The organism is Pseudomonas sp. FP2300, from assembly GCF_030687595.1.
Classification (GTDB): Bacteria; Pseudomonadota; Gammaproteobacteria; order Pseudomonadales; family Pseudomonadaceae; genus Aquipseudomonas; species Aquipseudomonas bijieensis.
The window spans coordinates 4,009,315-4,027,347 of record NZ_CP117440.1 but is presented as its reverse complement, the minus strand read 5'-3'; the positions used below and the strand labels follow the sequence as shown (position 1 = coordinate 4,027,347).

General features: G+C 59.4%; 14 protein-coding genes. 6 read left to right on the top strand and 8 right to left on the bottom strand.

Going from position 1 to position 18,033, the window contains the following annotated elements:
- Positions 1-5: 5 nt before the first annotated feature.
- The 6 genes from PSH86_RS17805 to PSH86_RS17780 all read right to left on the bottom strand — a co-directional run bounded on the left by PSH86_RS17805 (position 6) and on the right by PSH86_RS17780 (position 9,694).
- Positions 6-3,425 (bottom strand): beta-ketoacyl synthase N-terminal-like domain-containing protein, encoded by a 3,420-nt coding sequence (locus PSH86_RS17805; protein WP_305483915.1) that lies wholly within the window; start codon positions 3,423-3,425, stop codon positions 6-8.
- A gap of 74 nt (positions 3,426-3,499) precedes the next feature.
- Entirely contained in the window at positions 3,500-4,591 is a 1,092-nt protein-coding gene (locus PSH86_RS17800; protein WP_109753134.1) for a phosphopantetheine-binding protein, read from the bottom strand.
- 119 nt (positions 4,592-4,710) lie between these two features.
- Positions 4,711-6,474: an FAD-dependent monooxygenase gene (locus PSH86_RS17795; RefSeq protein ID WP_109753133.1), complete on the bottom strand. Its 1,764-nt coding sequence runs from the start codon at positions 6,472-6,474 to the stop codon at positions 4,711-4,713.
- 3 nt (positions 6,475-6,477) lie between these two features.
- Complete coding sequence (locus PSH86_RS17790; protein ID WP_116832642.1) at positions 6,478-7,089, bottom strand: HAD-IB family hydrolase; 612 nt, start codon at positions 7,087-7,089, stop codon at positions 6,478-6,480.
- The gene (locus tag PSH86_RS17785) at positions 7,079-8,599 is read right to left on the bottom strand and encodes a class I adenylate-forming enzyme family protein (protein WP_305483910.1); all 1,521 of its coding nucleotides are present in this window, start codon (positions 8,597-8,599) and stop codon (positions 7,079-7,081) included. The genes PSH86_RS17790 and PSH86_RS17785 overlap by 11 nt, the downstream gene beginning before the upstream one ends.
- Positions 8,600-8,680: 81 nt before the next feature.
- Positions 8,681-9,694, bottom strand: coding sequence for an SDR family oxidoreductase (locus tag PSH86_RS17780; protein ID WP_305483907.1), 1,014 nt, complete (start codon positions 9,692-9,694; stop codon positions 8,681-8,683).
- Positions 9,695-10,193: 499 nt separating this feature from the next.
- Between PSH86_RS17780 and PSH86_RS17775 the strand changes: the two genes are divergently transcribed.
- Positions 10,194-10,790 (top strand): TetR/AcrR family transcriptional regulator, encoded by a 597-nt coding sequence (locus PSH86_RS17775; protein WP_109753129.1) that lies wholly within the window; start codon positions 10,194-10,196, stop codon positions 10,788-10,790.
- A 10-nt stretch (positions 10,791-10,800) separates the two neighbouring features.
- Here the strand turns inward: PSH86_RS17775 and PSH86_RS17770 are convergent, their stop codons facing one another.
- On the bottom strand, positions 10,801-10,974 hold the full coding sequence (locus tag PSH86_RS17770) for a hypothetical protein (protein WP_305483904.1): 174 nt from the start codon (positions 10,972-10,974) through the stop codon (positions 10,801-10,803).
- Positions 10,975-11,056: 82 nt separating this feature from the next.
- On the opposite strand from PSH86_RS17770, the gene PSH86_RS17765 reads away from it, so the two are divergent.
- Entirely contained in the window at positions 11,057-11,968 is a 912-nt protein-coding gene (locus PSH86_RS17765; protein ID WP_109753128.1) for a bifunctional helix-turn-helix transcriptional regulator/GNAT family N-acetyltransferase, read from the top strand.
- 6 nt (positions 11,969-11,974) lie between these two features.
- On the opposite strand, the gene PSH86_RS17760 is transcribed toward PSH86_RS17765, so the two are convergent.
- Positions 11,975-12,718 (bottom strand): GntR family transcriptional regulator, encoded by a 744-nt coding sequence (locus PSH86_RS17760; protein WP_305483901.1) that lies wholly within the window; start codon positions 12,716-12,718, stop codon positions 11,975-11,977.
- A 133-nt stretch (positions 12,719-12,851) separates the two neighbouring features.
- Here PSH86_RS17760 and PSH86_RS17755 point away from each other — a divergent pair, with 133 nt between their 5' ends.
- From PSH86_RS17755 to PSH86_RS17740, 4 genes are all read left to right on the top strand, one after another.
- The gene (locus PSH86_RS17755) at positions 12,852-13,691 is read left to right on the top strand and encodes an ABC transporter ATP-binding protein (RefSeq protein WP_109753126.1); all 840 of its coding nucleotides are present in this window, start codon (positions 12,852-12,854) and stop codon (positions 13,689-13,691) included.
- Complete coding sequence (locus PSH86_RS17750; RefSeq protein ID WP_305483899.1) at positions 13,688-14,689, top strand: ABC transporter substrate-binding protein; 1,002 nt, start codon at positions 13,688-13,690, stop codon at positions 14,687-14,689. Before PSH86_RS17755 ends, PSH86_RS17750 begins: the two co-directional genes overlap by 4 nt.
- A gap of 7 nt (positions 14,690-14,696) precedes the next feature.
- A complete protein-coding gene (locus tag PSH86_RS17745; RefSeq protein ID WP_305483897.1) occupies positions 14,697-15,446 on the top strand; it encodes an ABC transporter permease in 750 nt (249 codons plus the stop codon).
- A 61-nt stretch (positions 15,447-15,507) separates the two neighbouring features.
- Positions 15,508-17,877 (top strand): hypothetical protein, encoded by a 2,370-nt coding sequence (locus PSH86_RS17740; RefSeq protein ID WP_305483895.1) that lies wholly within the window; start codon positions 15,508-15,510, stop codon positions 17,875-17,877.
- The last annotated feature ends 156 nt before the right edge of the window (positions 17,878-18,033 follow it).

The window sequence follows — 18,033 nt, the reverse complement described above, 5'->3', positions numbered from 1 at the left end:
AATGCTCAGGCAGCCGGCGCCGATTGACTCAGCACCTGGGCGGTAATGTTGGCTTGACCGATTTTTTCGCCCCGGTTGAACAGGTCGATATAGATGCGGTTGGTCTTGAATGCCTGGAGCGACGCATCAAAACCGGCTTGCGGCGCCAATGACAGCGGGCTGTTCCTGGGGATGGGGCGATCCAGGGTGAAGCTCAGTGCCAGCAGATTCATTGGGGTATTGAGTGGAATGCGCAGATGGCTGTGAGCGATCTGCATGTAGCACTGGCGCGCCACTTCGAGGAAATACACCATCGAATAGTGCGCGGGATCACCTGCCTGGAAGAAGTGTTCCGGCGGCAGTTTCACGGTGTCCACGCTCAGGCCCTGGGCGACGCCGCTCATGTCACTGACGATGACGTTCTCTTCCCTGGCCTTGTGCAGCAGGGCCTTGTCGCGGCAGGGCGTGGCGGTGAACTCGCCGGCTGGCGATGTTTCGAACGCCGAGCTGTAGGCCATCCCGAGGACGCAGGTGCACATCACTTTCCCGCCCTGCATGACCTTGGCATTGAACATCTGGGGATCCTGGCCTTGCTCGACGTGCAGATCGATCACGCCCTGCTTTTGTACGTATTGCTGGAACTTGATCGTCAGGCTCTTGATGTAGGCGACCCGTCCGCTCAGAGGGGGCATGGCCAGTTCGATCAGTTGCAGCACACCCTCGAGCAACAGAATGCCCGGGATGTGGTCCAGGGGATGATCGAAGAAGTACGGGTGCGCTTCATTCACCACGAGCTGGGCGTGCAGCGACTGAGGGTTGCGCTGGGCGTTGGCGATCACGATATGTTCCGCGCTGCGCTGCCAATGCGCCGGGCGCTGGGTTGCGTCGCCCCGGTGCAGGGCGAACAGGCTTTCCATCGCGCGTACTCGTACCCGCAGGCCGGAGAGCAGGGTGCTGGTGAGCATGTCGCTCAGTTGCTGCACGTCGACGCCATCGTTCTGCGGTTCGCGAACCAGGCTGACAGGCGTGATGACTTGCTGCAGTTCGTGGGATGACGAATGGGCAAAGCGCAACATGAAGGGATGCTTGATAGGCGAACTGGCCTCGGCCGCTGTCGGGTTCCATTGGCGAAGCTTCTCGGTAAACAGCCACATCACCGTCTTGCCGGCGTCGCGCACCTCGATCACGGTATGGCGCGCGCCCCTCAACATCACCGCCAACAGAGTCTCGATGCCACTGGCCTCAGCCAGGAAGCCGGTCAACTCCCGCAGTGAGCCGCTGGCGGGCGCCGCAACAGGTTGCAACTCGCAGACTTCGACGTTCGAATAGTCGCTCGGCTCCTTGCCCAACCGTCGGCAAGCCTCTTCCAACGAGTCGGCGGCGTGGGCGAGGACCGCGGCGTGGATCACCAGCAAGGGTTTGTCGGCGGCATCCGGTTGATAACGACGCAGCGCGACCAGCCCCAGACCTTCACCCTCGGTGGTCGTGCTGCACCGGGCACGCTCTACTTCTACTTCAGCGCTGACAAAGCGTCCTGCGCCGAGAAGGAGCGTGGTGATGCCGTCGTTGAACCATTGTGGCGAGGCCAGCAAGGTTTGCCAGAACAGGCCTGTCGTGCCGACCAGGGTCTGATGGAAACCCTTGAAGTCGAAAATCTGCGCCGGATAACCGGACAACATGTTCGGCAGCATGGTTGCCACGTCCGTCACTTCGACGCCCGGTGCCGCACCTTGTGCCTGGGCGTAAAAGTTATGGGCGCTGCTATAGGCATTGCTGAAGCGCTCGCCACCCATGTTGCAGCACATGACCATCGCTGTGCCGGGCGAACCGGCCACCCCCGGCAAGCGTCGCAGCAAGTGATTGACGCGGTCGGTGATCAACAGTTTGAACGGATCGACATGAGCCAATGGTTTGGGGCCCATGCCAAAGCCGTCGATATCGATGACGTGGTCTTGTGCGAGGAATTGCCCCAGCAAAGGTTGGCCGGGAGCCGGGGTGTAATCGACGAAGCGCCCATAAGGGAACGTGACCGAGGGGGCGGCCGGTTGATCGAGTTGCTGCTGGAATGACTGCAAGGAGCGGTGGCTGCCCAGCGCTGCTTCAGCCTCGACAATGGCAAGGTCCAGTGTCACCACGCCACAGGCGCTGGCCGAGGCCGGCTGGGGCGCGACAGGCTGGTCATCGGGAATGTATTCATCCACCACCAGGTGCGCGTTGGCGCCGCCGAAACCAAAACTGGAGATGCCGATCCGGATCGCGGACTGACGCTCCTCCAGGGGTCGCACCTGCTGGGTGGCGAGCCGCAGGCAGGTCTCGTCGACCTTGGTGCTGGGGCGGTAGCCGGGCTGGGGCGGAATGCCTTTATGGCGCAGGATCATCAATGCCTTGGCGAGGGAAGCACCTCCGGCAGCGGCCAGGGGATGGCCGATGACCGACTTGATCGAGCCGATGGTGATTTTCTTGCCGTCCGGACGATGGGGGGCAAAGAAGCTGTTCAGCGAGGCCAGCTCCGTTGCGTCCCCCAGCGGAGTACCGGTGCCGTGGGTCTCGATGTAGTCCACGTCACGTGGATCAAGACCACGATAGGCACGTTGGTAGGCCGAGTACTGGGCCTGTTTGCCGGGCGCGAACACCGAGCCTTCGGCGCCGTCGGCGGACATGCCCAAGGCGCGCAGGACGCCCAGGGGACGGCGCTGCGCCGTCAGGGCCTGGGCGAGCGGCTCGACCAGAAAGGCGACCGCACATTCGCCCGGCACGATGCCGTCGGCGTCCTGGCCGAACGCTTCCATCCGGGCCCGGGCGGAGAAGGCCGTCAACTGCGAGAAACCCAGGAACAGTGCTGGCGGCAGCACGGTGTTGAGGGCCATGACAATCGCGTTGTCCGCCTGCCCACTGTTGACCAGCGCCTGGGCCATATCCAGGGCGTAAGGGAACGAACTGCATGCGGTGTCCACCGATAACGCCGGCCCACCCAAGGCAAAGGACGCAGCCAGTTCCGCGACCTGTTCACCGGGTGTAAACCCCGGTGGTGTGGCGGTTTTTCCGGACATTCCGGTGGTGAAATAACTCTCGTCACTCCAGGATGTCGCGATCACCAGTGCGGTACGCTCCCTGTTCAGCTCCGAGCCTTGTCCGGCCAGTTGGCCAAGCAGTGCCTGGAGTATTTTCTTGCCGATGGCGACCTGTCTTCCTTCATGCCGTGATGGGGTCGACGCGTCATCGGTCAGGCAAAAAGCGCTGTCCAGATAGACGCGATCCTTCTCGCCTGCCTTGGTTGAATAGATCGATGCCTTGTCCAATTCCCAACGGGTCGGCATTGATTCAATCGGTGCGATCTGCCCTTGCGAGAGCAACTGCCAAAGCGCATCCGTTGACGGCGCCCCTGGAAACTCGCCCGCCATCGCGCTGAAGCAAAAATCGCCCGTTGTCGTTACTGCGCCACTCATACCCTGTCTCCCTGATCGCCCAAAATGCTGGGTGACCTGTTCGATCACCCGGATTCCATTCCTGTTGCCCGCTGCTAGCTCAGCCTGGCCAGCAGCGACAGGGCATCCTCGGGCGTGCGACGGGACATCAACGCTTCACCGGCAAACTCGCTGGCAGAGCACTGTTGCGCCATGGATTGGCAGAGCGCCTCTCGGGCAAAGCCGTTGAGGCCCAGTTGTGCGAAGGGCGTCTGGAGGTCGATCGACTGCGCCGTCTCCGGGATCAACGGGGACAGGGCGTTGAGCAGCAGGTTTTCTTCCTGCCCTTGAGTGTCCGTCGCGGCAGGTGAGGGCGCTGCCTGCGGCTGGGGATCGGCCAGGGCAGCTTGAATCAGAGCGATGGTGGCCTGCGGGAACTTGGCGTTGGCCAGCTCGCTACTGTGGGCCTTGAGCTGCGGCCACATGGCAACTGCCGCTTCCAGGAAGTCCAACTGCACCAGCGAGTCCAGGCCCAGGCTTTCATAGCTTTGTGTCGGGTCGATCTGCTCAGCCGTAAAGCCGGTGATGGTCGCCAGTTGGTCGACTACCCACGCTTGGACGTCCACCGCGGGTGCCTGCGGATCGGCTTCAAGCCGTGCCAGCAAGGCTGTCGGGGTAGGGGCATCGAAGAGCTGCGAGGTGAGGTCTTTCTTTTCCGGGAAATGTTGGGCCAGGGACTCGAAAATATCCACCAGCCCCAGCGAGTCGATCCCCAGGCTCTCGAAGCTTTGATCAAAGTCGATCTGTTGCGCCTGGAACCCGGTGACCGAGCTGATTTCGGCGCGTAACCACTGTCCGTAACTGAGCGCGGCTGCCTGTTCGACGGCTTCGGCTTCGGCTTCGACTACGGGCGTCGGAGCCAGTATTGTCGGGTTCGAGTGAACCGGCTCCAGGGCCGCGATACTCTTGCTGACAGGGGCTTCGATCCCATTGGCATAAACGCCTTCAAGGACTTGTTGGTGAGCATTGAAATAATGCGCAGTGACAGTTTCGGCCTGTTCCAGAAGCCGCAGTAATATCGATTCCTTGGCGATATTCGATTCGCACAATGAATCAATGATCTTTTCTGAGAGGGAGAAATAGCTATGGGCTATTCTTCCATTGGACACGATGAATTCCTGTACAACATCGTTAAGTTGCAAGCGCATGGGAATCTCCTAACCAAGTCGGTCGAAATTTCTATAAGTAAGAAAGATCAAGAAATCATGGCCCAGGGCAGGGCCTTGTTTATGTCAATTAATCAAACTGGCAGTAGTCATGGAGCGACTTAAAGTTGGAGTTCCACTGCGTCGGTCTCGCAAGATATTGTTTTTCTGGCGCCCTTGAGCAACCCCGATCTTACGTTCAGATAAGTCACCAGCGTCATTGCATCGGCGCCGAGGAAAGCGATATAGCCGTCAGGCCGGATCAGCATCAACATGCCTTCCTTGGCGTGGTAGCGCTTGTGCAGCCGCCAATCGGGGTCCAGCAGTGTCGAGTGCCAGGCCGGCAGCCCGGCACTGCTCAGGGCATCGATCACGCAATAGGCCTTGATTCCCGGGTAGTCCTTTTCCACCGACTCGGCCAGCGCGTAGTAGCCTGGCAGCAAAGGGGAGAACTGGTCGGCCGCGCTGAAAATCAACAGCGTGAAGGTTCCATGGAACAAGTCGATCAAGCGTTTTGCCGGCATCCCTTGCAGTTGCCACAACTCGACATCGGGTGCCAGTTGCCCGGCGCGAGGCGGTGCACTCTGGAACTCGGGTTTCTTGCCTTTCTTGTTCCAGTTCCGGCGCTGTTTTTTCGTCACCGATTCTTGAATGTAGTCACTCTTGTCGTAGTGATATTGATGACCGGAAATCATCGACGGCAGTTTGCGCTGGACCTTGTTGCGGTTGCTCAACAGGGGCAGGACATTGTCGCGTAGCCAGACCAGGGCACGACGCCTGACGGTAATCAGCCCTGTCAGCCGGTGGGCGGTGTTCTCGACTTCCAGGGCAACCGGATAGCGCTCGTCGTTGTAGCTGTCCAGCAAGGACGGATCCGCCAGGTCCTGATCGACATAAGCCATTTTCCAGGCCAGGTTATAGGCCTCGGAAATCCCCAGGTTCATCCACTGCCCGCCGATGGGACTGCCGATGTGCGCCGAGTCCCCCAGCAGAAACACAGAGCCTTGTTGCATCGATTGCACGCGGCGATGCTGGAAGGAGGCGATGGTGGTCGATGAAATGTTCGACAGCGTCATCTTTTGCCCGCGTCCTTCGCACAAGCGTTGGAAATTCTCCAGGCTCAAGGATGGGCGTTCGCCTTCTGGCGGCAGGTTGTAGGGCATTTCGATGAACAGCCGATAACGCGATTGAGCACTGATCGGCGCAACCGCCACATAACCGTCCTGCGCACCCAGGAAGAACGCGCCCTCATCCTTGCTTCCGGACCATTGGATATCGGCATCGGCGAGCATGAAGAAACGATCGTAGGATGAACCTTCGAAGGTCATGTCGAGGCGTTTTCTGATGTTGCTGCGAGCGCCGTCACAGGCGGCTACCCAGCGACTGGTGAAGTTTTCATCGGTGCCGTCGGCATGTTTGAGCGTCATGCGCACCGAGCCCGGCAGGTTTTCGATGTCCACCAGTTCGGTATTCCACTCCACCTCGGCGCCCAGTTCCTTCAGCCGCTCAAGGAGAATTTTCTCGGTTTGCGGCTGTGGCAGGCTCAGGAGCAGGGGATAGGTCGCATCCAGGTAGGAGAAGTTATAGTTCAACACCCGCTTGGCATTCGACTGCACCGAAAACTGGTTGATCGTGAAGCCGGCGCTGATGGCTTGCTCGGCAACGCCCAGGTCGCGAAAGATTTCCAGGGTCCGGGAATGGATGGCCATTGCTTTGGTCGCCGTCGAGGGGCCGGCGTTCTTTTCAATGATGCGAAACGACACGCCCCATTTCTTCAGCAGGATTGCCAGGGTCAGGCCAATAGGGCCGGCACCTACGATCATCACGGTAGGGGCGCTGCCAGGTCGCTTGAAATGCTTGGGGGCCAACGTGCTCAGAGTGTTCATCGATCAGTACCAGTTTCTGTAGAAGGGGGAGTTGGCAATGCTGAGCAGGGCATCGTCGCCTGATGAGTCGCCGTAGGCATAAATGTAAAAATCATCAAGGTTGCTCAAGCAGCCTTTGAGCCGCGTGACTTTCTCTCGCTCTACACAGTTGGTACCGGATATCCCGCCGGTCAGCTTGTTCTTGGCCGTTGCCAGGCGGGTGCCGCACACATAGTCAAAACCCGCGGCCTGGCCCCAGGGGATCAGGTAATTCTCCGGCGAGTTGCTGACCAACGCCGTGACGTGTCCCATGGATTGATGCCACTTCAGCCGCCGCAACGCCTCGGGCCTGAGCCAGAGCGGCAGCTGCTCGCTGATGAAGTACTTGGCATGCTCGCGCTCTTGCTCCACCGACAGGCCGCCCAGGTAACAGGCAATGAAGGCCAGGCGCGCTTGCATCAGCGGGGTGATGCCCACGATCACGCTGAGCATCTTGGGCAGCAGGGGAATGATCCTGAGCCAGAACGAACGGGTTCCCACGATAAAGCGCATGTAGCGCCAGAATGTGTGGCGGTCGGTCAGTGTGCCGTCGAAGTCGAAGACGGCCAGTACCGGTTGTGTGCTGTTAGCGTGCATGTGCCTCTTCCTTGAGAGAAGTGATCTCGATGGTCTTGGGCAGCTTGAAGCCCGATAGGTAGCGCGAAAGCAGGGTGGAAAGCGCGTTCTGGGTCAGCTCGCCGGTCCCCTCGACGCACAGGTGCAGCACGTTGACTTCCTTGTGGTCCGGGACGATATAGGCTTTGGCGCGCACCACGTCAGGGTGCTTGAGAGCGATGGATTCGATTTCCACCAGGTCGACCATCTGCGCCTTGATCTTGGAGATTCGCAGGCGTTGGCAATAGAAAAACACATGCCCATCGTCGTCCTGCCAGACCAGGTCACCGCTGTGGAACCAGCCGTCGCGGAAGAACCGCGCATTGGCGTCCTCGGCATCGTTGTAGCCGTCGATCACCATCGAGCCGCGTATCAGCAGTTCACCGATGCGCCCTGGCGCCACGTCCTGGCCCTGGGCATCGACGACTCGCAGTTCCACACCGCTGATCGGCTGGCCCATGGCGCCACGGTGGACTGGGCCAATCGAGCTCTGGACGATCACGGGCATGCTTTCGGTCAACCCATAGCCTTGCAGCACCGGATTGCATCCCAGCAGCTTCCCCAGCTTCTCGGCTTCGTCGGCCGGCAGGTGACTGCCGCCGGAGTAAATCATCAACTGCGGGTGCAACGGCAAGAGCGCGCCTTTGCGCTTGGCCAGCCGCGTATTGAAGTAGCGAATGACATCGGGCACCAGGCAGGCAAAGGTGATCTGATGTTCGGACAGGACTTCTGCCAGGTCTCGGTTGAGCAGGGTGTTGGTCATGAGCAGGGTGGCGCCCACGCTCAAGGGAAACACCATCATCACCGACAGGCCGAAGATGGCATACAGCGGCAGCGTCACCAGATGAACGGAGCCGACGCCTTGCAGATGAAACCGCTCATGCAGCCCATCGCTCGATTGCGTGAGGTCCAGATAACGGTGCGAAACAGCCAGAGGCCTGCCGATACCACGATAGGTGAACTGTACCGAGACGATCGGATTGCCCTCGGGCAACAATAAGGGCTCGATCTGGTGAGGAAGTTGAGAGATGGCCGTTGTGTTGGCGGGCAGGGGCGATGACGGTTCGCTCTCACCGTCCACCAGCAGGGAGTGCCTGACGCCGTTGTCAGCCTGGAACACCTCACTGTGTTGCCCCCATAGCGCTTCGGTCGTGACCACTAGCATCGGCCTGGCGAGACTGACGACGCTGTTCATTTCGAAGGGAGTCAACTTGTAGTTGAGGATGACCGGAATTGCACCCCGCCCGATGATCGCCAGGTAATAAGCGATGAACGCCACCCCATTGGGCAGCACCAGCGCTACTTTGTCTCCAGGCAATACACCGAGTGCCGTAAGGGCGCCGTTGCATTCTTCAGCCTTGATTCGCAACTGACGGTAAGTGACGGTGTCTTCTTCCGCGTCCAGATGCCGAATAGCAACTTGTTCGGGGAAAGATTCCGAAAAACCGACAAAACGATGCAGAAAACCTTCTTTATATGAAAGGCTTTTCATTTACCAACCTCTCTCAATCCTTGGATGTTTGGCTAGTCAAAAAAAGTACTACAGAGGCAGGCTATATATGAATTGTTTCAATTAAGCATCTGTGTAGTTATTGTTCCGATACCAATTCAGGGTATCGGTCAGGGTTTCAGCGACAGGGCGGAACTTGCACTCCAACTCCCTTGCACTTTTACTGTGGCTGAAATGAGTACGGCCTTGTTCCTGCTCCATGAGCTTGACCGTGGAAGTACTGATGAGCACCGGTTTTTTGGTAATCCGGTAATAACCTTCATAGATAAGTGCGATGATTCTCAGCATGAACAGCGGCACTTTTCGCTCTGGAGCCTTTATCCCGCTGACATTCGACAGCGCCTGGAAAATGCTCTTCATGTCCATGTGATTGCCGGCGGCCAGGTAACGCTCTCCGGACCTGCCGCGGGTGATGGCTGCGATTTGATGCTCGGCCACATCCCGGGCATCGACAACGGAAAAGCTTCCGGGGAGTACACCGGGCAATTTTTGTCCGACAAAGTCAAGCAAGAACTGGCCTGAAGAAGTAGGGCCGATATCACCAGGGCCGAACATCCACCCGGGCAGGACCATGGCGACAAACATGTCCGGGTGTTCTGCCAGGAATTGCTGGACCTTTTGTTCGGACAATATTTTGCTCAAGTAGTAATCGTCAGCCTCCACCTCACTGCGAGACATGGTTTCATCGATCACTTGATCCCTATTGCCCTTTAATACGGCAATGGAAGAGGTATGGACTGCACGACGGATACCGGCGTCATAAGCCGCTTGCAACAAGCGCTCGGTACCGATCACATTAGTGTCGTAGAGTTTTTGCCAATGTTTCCCGCCTTTGTAACTGTCACGGAAATAGGCGGCTGTATGAAACAAGGCGTCACACCCTTGCAGGGCATGGCTGAAGGCATCGACATTAAGCATGTCGCCTTCGACCAACTCCACGGGCAAGCTGCCGAATTGTTTCCTGGCTTTCTCTACGGAACGAACCAGTGCTTTTACTTTAATGTTTCGTTTCAACAACGCACGAACGACATTGTTTCCGAGCAGGCCAGTAGCGCCTGTAACGAAGGCATATTCCATTAAAATCCCGCTCCTGTGAGGTGACCTGCCATTGCATCGAGGCTGGTATCGCTGACTCGATGCCCTGATCAGGGGTTGGGCTCCACCAACGGCGCAAGTAAAAACCATACGGTATCTGAAAATCAAGTGGTATTTCGTCGGATTGTCGAACGGATGGCTCTGAACCGGGCCTAAGACGCGGTTTTTCACGCTTGAGCGGGGAGCGCAGAAGCGAAAAATCCGCGGTTAAGCCATGCAAAAGAGGCAGCGGAGCTCAAGAAGCAGCGGGACGTGATCGCCTGTACTACGGCAAAAAACGTGGCAGGTAGCTCATCTAGCGCACCCTTTCGATGGCGCAACTACATGGCACATACATGGCACTTTTTGAAAGTTAAAATGTAAATGATTGAACAAGGCGCGTATAAGATATGATGGCGAAAACGGGTTCCGTACAGCGAGTAGACGATTCGTTGCATTCAGTTACACATAGATATCTTGTTTGGCCAAAGGAGCCGAGGGCGTGATTAAAAAGAGACTAGGTCGAGAAGAGAGCCAGCAAGTAACAAGAGACAAATTGTTCGACACAGCCACTGAGCTGATGATCCGAAAAGGCTTCCATGCCGCCAGCGTCAACGTTATTGCCGAGGAGGCCGGCTTTTCCAAAGGCGCCTTTTTTTCAAATTTCTCAAGTAAATCGGACTTGCTGCTACAACTGACTCAACGCTTCAAGCGAGTTGAAATCGACCGATTGAGTACGACCCTGGCATCGGGATATTCGTCGGAGCAGTTGAGTCACGGCTTGAATGCCTATATCGACACGCTGAAGAACAATACCCGCTGTGCGATCCTCGATGCCGAGTTGCAATTGATCGCCTTGCGCGATGAAGAATTCTCGCCGCATTACTACGACTTGCATGAAGAAAACAGCGAGGCTTTGGGCAAGTTGATTACCATCATATTCAATCATGCTGGCAAGAAGCCGCCCCTGGCCAACGCCGCGCTGGCCAAGACTTTCACCGCCCTGGCGGAAGGCCTGATATTGCAAGGGCACAAAGACCCGGCTGTTGAAATCAAGCTGGTGTTGAACTCGCTCATCCAGACCGCAGAGCCTCTATAGGCCTCTGTCGTTATCGCTGATAGGCCAGCAACCGACGCTCAGCCAATCGGCCCACCAGCGCGTACACCAGCGGTATGTAGAGCTGGGCGCCAATGCCATAGGCCTGGAAGGGCTTGAAATGATCCTGGGGTTGGGCCGCCGGCTTGACTGAATGCGCTGATGGGTATTTAGTTGTGCGATGCAACTAATTGCGCATTGCGTCCGAGGTCCCCGTGAACCATTGCCCACCAGATCTGATTGAAAAAATCCGTTCGGCGTCTCGTCTCATGGTGCGAGAGCTGGGGTTCATGCATACCACACTGGCTGCAACGGGTTATCCGCCTTCGTCGGTGCACACAATCGTGGAGCTCGGCAATCGCCAATCCCTGACTGCGGGAGAGCTTGTCGAGCTGCTCGGTCTGGAAAAATCCAGTGTAAGTCGGATGGTTCGCAAACTCATCGAGGCCGGTGAGATTGAAGAAATTGCCCATGAACAAGATGCGCGCGCCAAGAGATTGCGCCTCACTGCGCAGGGGCAAACCACCCTTCGAGCCATCGATGCTTTTGCCACGCAGCAGGTTGTCGCAGCCATGTCTCACTTATCCAACGATCAATGCCAGGCCGTGAGTGAGGGGATTGCCAGCTATGCCATTGCGCTACAGGCTCATCGGCTCGGTGCAGAGCCGCCTGTGCCGGCGCAATTGGAGATTGCACGAGGCTACCGTCCTGGTGTCATTGGCCGCATTGTGCAAATGCATGCGGACTATTACGCCAGGCATTCGAACTTCGGCCAGTCGTTCGAAAGCCTGGTTGCATCGGACATGGCCGAGCTGATGGGCCGCTTGCACAACCCGCGCAACGAGGTCTGGGTGGCCCTGGACGGTGAGCGAATGGTCGGTTCGATTGCCATTGACGGCGAAGGAGAGGGCGGCAGTGCAGTGCTGCGTTGCTTCATCCTGGATGATTCGGCGCGAGGCAAGGGCGTCGGCAGACGCCTGTTGGCTGAGGCGATGAAGTTCTGTGACGAGTGGAGCTTCAGCTCAACGAGCCTCTGGACGTTCCAGGGGCTCGACGCTGCCCGCAAGCTGTACGAGGCGTTTGGTTTCAGGTTGGTGCAGCAACAAGAAGGGCAGCAATGGGGGCGGCAGGTGACGGAGCAGTGTTTTGTAAGACCGGGCCCAGCCGCGTCGCCCATTTGAATCGTATCAATTGGCGCTATTGGATTTGAAAACCCCGCTGAGGATAAAGGCATAGCGTTCCGGGCGGATGAAAAATGTCGTGCGGTCGCAGCAGCGGCCATCGGCAAAATAGGACGTGCGCTCCATGACCAGCAGCGCGGCGCCGCGTTTGATGTGCAGCGCGCCGGCCAGGCTCTTGTCGGCTTCCTGGGCACGGATGGCCAGGTCGGCACGGGTGACCGCCAGGCCGGTGATCGACTCGAGAATGGAATAGATCGGCTGATGTTCGACTTCAGCCCAAGTCACACTGGCCAACTCTGCCGGTAAGTGACTGCGTCCCAACGCGATGGGTTCGTCATCGACGACGTGCAGTCGCTCCAGAAGCAGGCAGTCGTCTGCTTCTTCAAACAAACCACGCATGGCTTCTGGAACAGGCTGCAGGGCATGGCTGAGCACCTGCATGCTCGGTTGCAGCCCTTGCAGCAACAGCGCCTCATGAAAGCTGCGCAACGCATCCAGGCCGTGGCGCACCTGTTTGGCCGCCACGAAGGTGCCTTTACCTTGCTTGCGTTCCACCACGCCGTCGTCGCTGAGCTTGCCCACTGCCAGACGAACCGTGACGCGGCTTACCCCGAACCGTTCGCCCAACTGCGCCTCGGACGGTAGCTTGCCGCTGGGTTCGTAGTCGCCGCGCTGGATTTCCTCCAGCAGTTGATGGGCAATCTGTTCGTAGAGCGAGGTGGTGCTGTCGCGAAGAATGGAGGTGGACACTGTCAGCTTCCATGGACTTGAGTGGGGCGGGGGCCTTCACTTCTAAGGTTATAAAAATCGGTTATTGGGACTACTTGTATTAATACGTATTATGTCAGGCATTCCCATTGTAAACGACCTGACGACACTTGCCATGCTCAAAAACTTTCCATACGCACCGCCGCAAGCCGATGCCCTGACGGTCGATGACATCAGCTTCAGCTACCCCAATGGCCACCGGGTGTTTTCCTCTTTCAGCCTGAACGCCAAACCTGGCGAGTTCGTCGCGATCCTCGGGCCATCGGGCTGTGGGAAAACCACCTTGCTGAATTTGCTGTCCGGTTTCGTGCAACCGCAAAGTGGCCGCATCACGATCAACCAGACAGCGGTACGCCCGGAGCGTTCGGAGTTGGGTTATGTGTTCCAGGCGCCGCAATTGTTTCCCTGGCTGAGCGCTTTGGAGAACGTGCGTTTCGGTCTGCGGATGAGCGCCCACACCGACGAATCGCAGCAGCGCGCACAGGCGTTGCAGTACCTGCGCCTGGTCGGTCTGGAGAGCGCGGCGCATCGGCTGCCGCACCAGCTTTCCGGTGGCATGCAACAGCGTGTCTCCCTGGCCCGGACCCTGGCCCTCGAACCCAGCGTGCTGCTGATGGACGAACCGTTCGCCGCGCTCGATGCCATCAGCCGCAACAGCATGAACGAGGAGACGTTGCGCCTCTGGGCCGAACTGGGCCAGACGGTGTTGTTCATTACCCACGACATCGATGAAGCGGTGTTCCTGGCCGATCGGGTCATCGTGCTCAACATCGCGCCCGCAGGGATTCACAGCGAATTGGAAATCCATCTGCCGCGTCCCCGCACCAACCTGAAAACCCGCCGGTTACCGGCGTTCCTCGATTACCGCAATGAGCTGATGACGCGCATTGCCCAGGTGATGGACGCTTGCGACGCCACGGCCTATCCCACCCCTCGACTTGAGCTGACAGCATGATCAAACGTTCGCTGCTTGCCCTTACCTTGTCTGCCGCCACGTTGGCTGGTAGCGCCTGCGCCGTGGCTGGCGAGGAGAAACCCTTGCGCGTGGGGTATGTCTTCGCCATGGCCAACGCCCCGGCGTTGATCGCGGATAAACAGGGTTACTACCGTGAGGAAGGCTTGAATGTCGACCTCAAGGCGTTGGGCGATGGCCCGGTGATCCAGCAGGCACTGGCCGCCGGTGAGCTGGATGTGGCCTATGTCGGCACCCCACCGGTGTACCAATGGTTTTCCCGCGGGCTGCAAAGCCGGATCCTGGCGAAGGTCAATTACGGCCAGGCCGCGGTGATTGTCGACGCCAAGAGCCCGATCACCGACCTCCAGGCGCTCAAGGGCAAAAAGCTCGCCGGGGTCAAGAAGGGCAGTGGCATGGATGTGCTTCTGCGCGGTTATGTCCTGAAGGAAAAGGCCGGGCTCGATCCTGACAAGGACCTGGACATCGTCGACATGCCGCCGGGCAACATGAACGCAGCCCTTGAGCGCGGCGTCGTCGACGCGGCATTTTCCTGGGAGCCCTTCGTCAGCCAGTCGGTGTTGCGCGGTTCGAGCCGGATCCTGCTGGACGTGAACCAGGCGTTGCCCCAATACCCGTGGTACGTGGTGATCGCCTTGCCGAAAACCTTGCAGGAGCGCCCGGAGGAGGTGGTGAAGCTGCTCCGTGCCCATCGCAAGGCCATCGCCTTCCTCAATGAGCATCCCGCCGAGTCGAACCGGCTGATCGCCGAGGCATTCAAGCTTGAAGCGGTGCAAGGTACTGACGGCAAGATCATCGCGCCGCAGGCCATTGTCGCCCAGGCCCGAACCCGGCTGGGCTGGTCGGCGGACTTGCAGGCCTCGGACATCCAGTTCATCCAGCGCCTGATGGATTACTCCCACGACCTGGGCTTTATCGATACCACGCTCAAGACCGAACAGATCGTGGATACCTCCTACCTGGAAAAAGCCGCGCACTGAGTCCGTCATGTCCCTGCCAAAACCGAATTGGGGATGGGCGTCGCTGCCATTCCTGCTGTTGATCTGGGTCGCCCTGGCGAGCCGCTTTCCCACCTACATCCTGCCGCAGCCCTGGGACGTCGCCCGCGAGGCGCTGCGGTGGCTGGGCGACCGTTCGCTGTGGCAGCACCTGCAGGCCAGCGTCCTGGAAGAGCTGGGTGGTTTTTGCGCCGCCGTGCTCGTGGCGCTCCTGCTGGGCACGGCCGCTGGCCTGTCCTCGCGCTTTCGCGATTTTGTCTCGCCGCTCAACAGTCTGTTCATGGCCATCCCGCCGATTGCCTGGGCGCCGCTGATCATGATCATTTTCGGCCTGGGCTATGTCTCCATTGTGCTGGTGATTTTCATTGCCGCGATGTTCCCCATGGCGGTGACGATCCAGGAGGGCGTGCAGAGTATCCGCGGCGGTGAAGTCCGCGCGGCGCGCACCCTGGGCGCCAACGCCTGGCAACTGTTGGCCCATGTCTACCTGCCGGCCTCGTTACCGTTCGTGACCGCCGCCTTGCGCATCGGCTTCAGCCAGGGCTGGAGGGCGCTGGTCGCGGCGGAGATGATCGGCGCGTCCCAGGGCATTGGCTGGATGGTCGCCACGGGCGGGCAGATCGGCAACAGCAGCCAGGTGCTGCTGGGCATTGTCGTGATCGGCCTGATTGCCTGGCTCATGGAGAGCTTTGTGTTCCGGCGTATCGAGCGCCACTACCAGAAATGGCGCGTGCAATAAGCACCGTCGCTGTCTTCGCTGCCCCTTCAAACCTTCAGTGGACCACTGCACGAGGTGTCATGTGAGTAATGTTTTCGATCCCCGCGAAGCCGGGCACTACATCGCCCCGCAAGGCCTGTACGAGCGCAACAAGAAACGTCCGTTCCTGGGCAGTATCCACTGTGACCGTGACGTGCTGGTCGCCGGGCAGTGGGATGAGATCACCCTGGTCTACGAAGTCGGTGGCAGTGGCCTGGCCGACGGCGCCTGGCTCAAGCTGGCCTTCAAGTTCTATTCCGACTGGGCCCTGTTCCAGACCTCGAACCCGGCGGGTCCCAATTATGTGAGTGCCGAATACCAGGCCGGTGAGTTGGTTCCCGGCCAGAGTCAGGCCACGGTGCAGCACTTGAAAGTGCGCTTCGACCAGAAGGGCCATGAACGGCCATTCCAGAAAGCGATCATCATCGACATCATCGACGGTTACCTGAACCCGGGCGATAAAGTCATCATTCGCCTGGGTGATAGACGTCAGGGCGGGGCGGGAACACGGGTCCAGAGTTTCGTCGAGAAGGACTTCCGTTTCCGCCTGTTCATCGACCCGTTGGGCAGCTCGAAATTTGCCGAGGTGCCGGGTGATCCATTGCTGGACATCGTGCCTGGGCCGGCGCGGCGTGTGCAGTTGATCGTGCCGCGACTGGTCAGCGCCGGCGAGGCGTTCGATGTCCTGTTGCGGGTGGACGATGCCTGGGGCAACACTTGCCGGAACTTGCCGCTCAACGGTGTCTTGGCCCTGGTTGACCCGGAAGGCGGCGAGCGTCTACAGCCGTTCACGTTGGCGTCCGAAGGCTGGGCGACGGCCCGGGTCGAGGGGCTTGGCCTCGGGGCGGTGGGCGAGTGGCGTCTGTCCGCCACGGTGGAGGCGCCCTTTGTTGACGCTGCCCAGGCCTTCGTCACCGTCGATCCCGCCGGTACTGCATTACGCCCGCTCTACGCCGACCTGCATGTGCACTCCGATGACACGGTGGGCACCAACGACACCTTGTACAACCTCAGTTACGGCCGTGATGTCGCCGGGCTCGATGTGCTTGGCTACACCGCCAACGATTTCAATATCACCGAGCAGCGCTGGGACCAGGCGGTCAGGTTGATCCACGAGCTCAACGAGCCAGGTCGGTTCGTGTGCTATCCCGGAACCGAGTGGTGTGGTAACTCCTGTGCGGGCGGCGACCGCAACGTCGTTTTCCTGCATGACCGCAAACCCGAGTTTCCTTTCGACAATCAAGGGCGATTGGTGCGCTCCTTCGAATGGAACGAGTTCACTGCCGGCACCATCAAGCCGGGCGCCTGGCCGGTGGACGAGTTGTACGCCGCCTATGCCAAGGATCCCGAAGGTCATCTGATGATGCCCCATGTCGGCGGACGCCGTTGCAACCTCGACTGGCATCACCCGGAGCTCGAACGGCTGATCGAGGTCGGTTCGGCCTGGGGCCAGTTCCATTGGGTCTACGCCGAGGCGCTGCAGCGAGGCTATCGGGTCGGCGCCGCGGCGAACAGCGATGAACACCAGGGACGCTGCGGTGGCGGCGTTCCGGCCACGGCGGTGTTCGGCTCCCGGGGCGGGTTGACCGGCGTTGTCGCCGAGGCTTTCGACCGAGCCAGCGTCGGCAAGGCCCTGCGCGCTCGTCGCACCTTCGCCACGACCGGGGAGCGTTCGTTCGCCAGCCTGCGCCAGGGCAGGCACTTCATGGGTGAAGTCTTCACCGCTGATTCGAATGCCACCCTGGACTATCGGCTACTGGGCGAGGCGGGCTGGGAGCAGGTCGATCTGTTCGATGGCGATAAGCTGATCTGGTCGCGCAACCTGCATCAGGAACTGGGTTTTTGCACGCAACGCATTCGCCTGCGCCTGGGAGGCGCGCGGATCAAGGACCGTTATCGCGGCGCCTACTGGAGCGGCGAGATCCGCATCACCGGCGCGGTCATCAATGGCTTTCGCGCCTTGGGCCTCGATCATCCCGAGCAGACCGTCTGGCGCAAGGATGCAACGGTCCTGGCGTTTCGCACCGACACCAATGGCGATACCGACAGCATCGAAATCGACCTGTCGCAACTGGCCGGCGCGACGCTGCAGGTCCACAGCCGTATCGACAACTACGTCAAGGTTGGCGACCCGTCCGAACCGCAACCATACGTACACGCGCCGACAGTGTTGATGGAGCTGTCCGGTGATGAACTGCTGGCGCAATCGCAAGTGGTCGAAGCGTTGCCAGGCGCGGAGTTGAAGATGTCCCTGGAGCGGATGACCGCTGCCCCGTTGCCCCGTGAATTGCAGGGCAAAATCGAACTGGCCCGCCTGGGGCTTGAACCAGGGCGTGAACACCCCTTGTTCATCTGCGCCCGCCAGCGCGATCAATCACGGGTCTGGACCTCCGCGCTGTTCCTGACCCTGTAGGTCTCCGGGCTGGCGAAGGTCTCATTAACCTGTGGCGAGGGGATAAATCCCCTCGCCACAAGCTCGCGGAACAGCATTATCTGGGCAGATTCGCGCAAAACCCCGACAGTCCCAGCAAACCTGCGAAAGCCCGGCAGTCGTCGTTGCGAGAAAGTG

Bases quoted from the DNA above. Each gene is read 5' to 3' on its own strand.
- PSH86_RS17805 (WP_305483915.1), bottom strand. From the start codon at position 3,425: ATGAGTGGCGCAGTAACGACAACGGGCGATTTTTGCTTCAGCGCGATG.
- PSH86_RS17800 (WP_109753134.1), bottom strand. From the start codon at position 4,591: ATGCGCTTGCAACTTAACGATGTTGTACAGGAATTCATCGTGTCCAAT.
- PSH86_RS17795 (WP_109753133.1), bottom strand. From the start codon at position 6,474: ATGAACACTCTGAGCACGTTGGCCCCCAAGCATTTCAAGCGACCTGGC.
- PSH86_RS17790 (WP_116832642.1), bottom strand. From the start codon at position 7,089: ATGCACGCTAACAGCACACAACCGGTACTGGCCGTCTTCGACTTCGAC.
- PSH86_RS17785 (WP_305483910.1), bottom strand. From the start codon at position 8,599: ATGAAAAGCCTTTCATATAAAGAAGGTTTTCTGCATCGTTTTGTCGGT.
- PSH86_RS17780 (WP_305483907.1), bottom strand. From the start codon at position 9,694: ATGGAATATGCCTTCGTTACAGGCGCTACTGGCCTGCTCGGAAACAAT.
- PSH86_RS17765 (WP_109753128.1), top strand. From the start codon at position 11,057: ATGGTGCGAGAGCTGGGGTTCATGCATACCACACTGGCTGCAACGGGT.
- PSH86_RS17755 (WP_109753126.1), top strand. From the start codon at position 12,852: ATGCTCAAAAACTTTCCATACGCACCGCCGCAAGCCGATGCCCTGACG.
- PSH86_RS17750 (WP_305483899.1), top strand. From the start codon at position 13,688: ATGATCAAACGTTCGCTGCTTGCCCTTACCTTGTCTGCCGCCACGTTG.
- PSH86_RS17745 (WP_305483897.1), top strand. From the start codon at position 14,697: ATGTCCCTGCCAAAACCGAATTGGGGATGGGCGTCGCTGCCATTCCTG.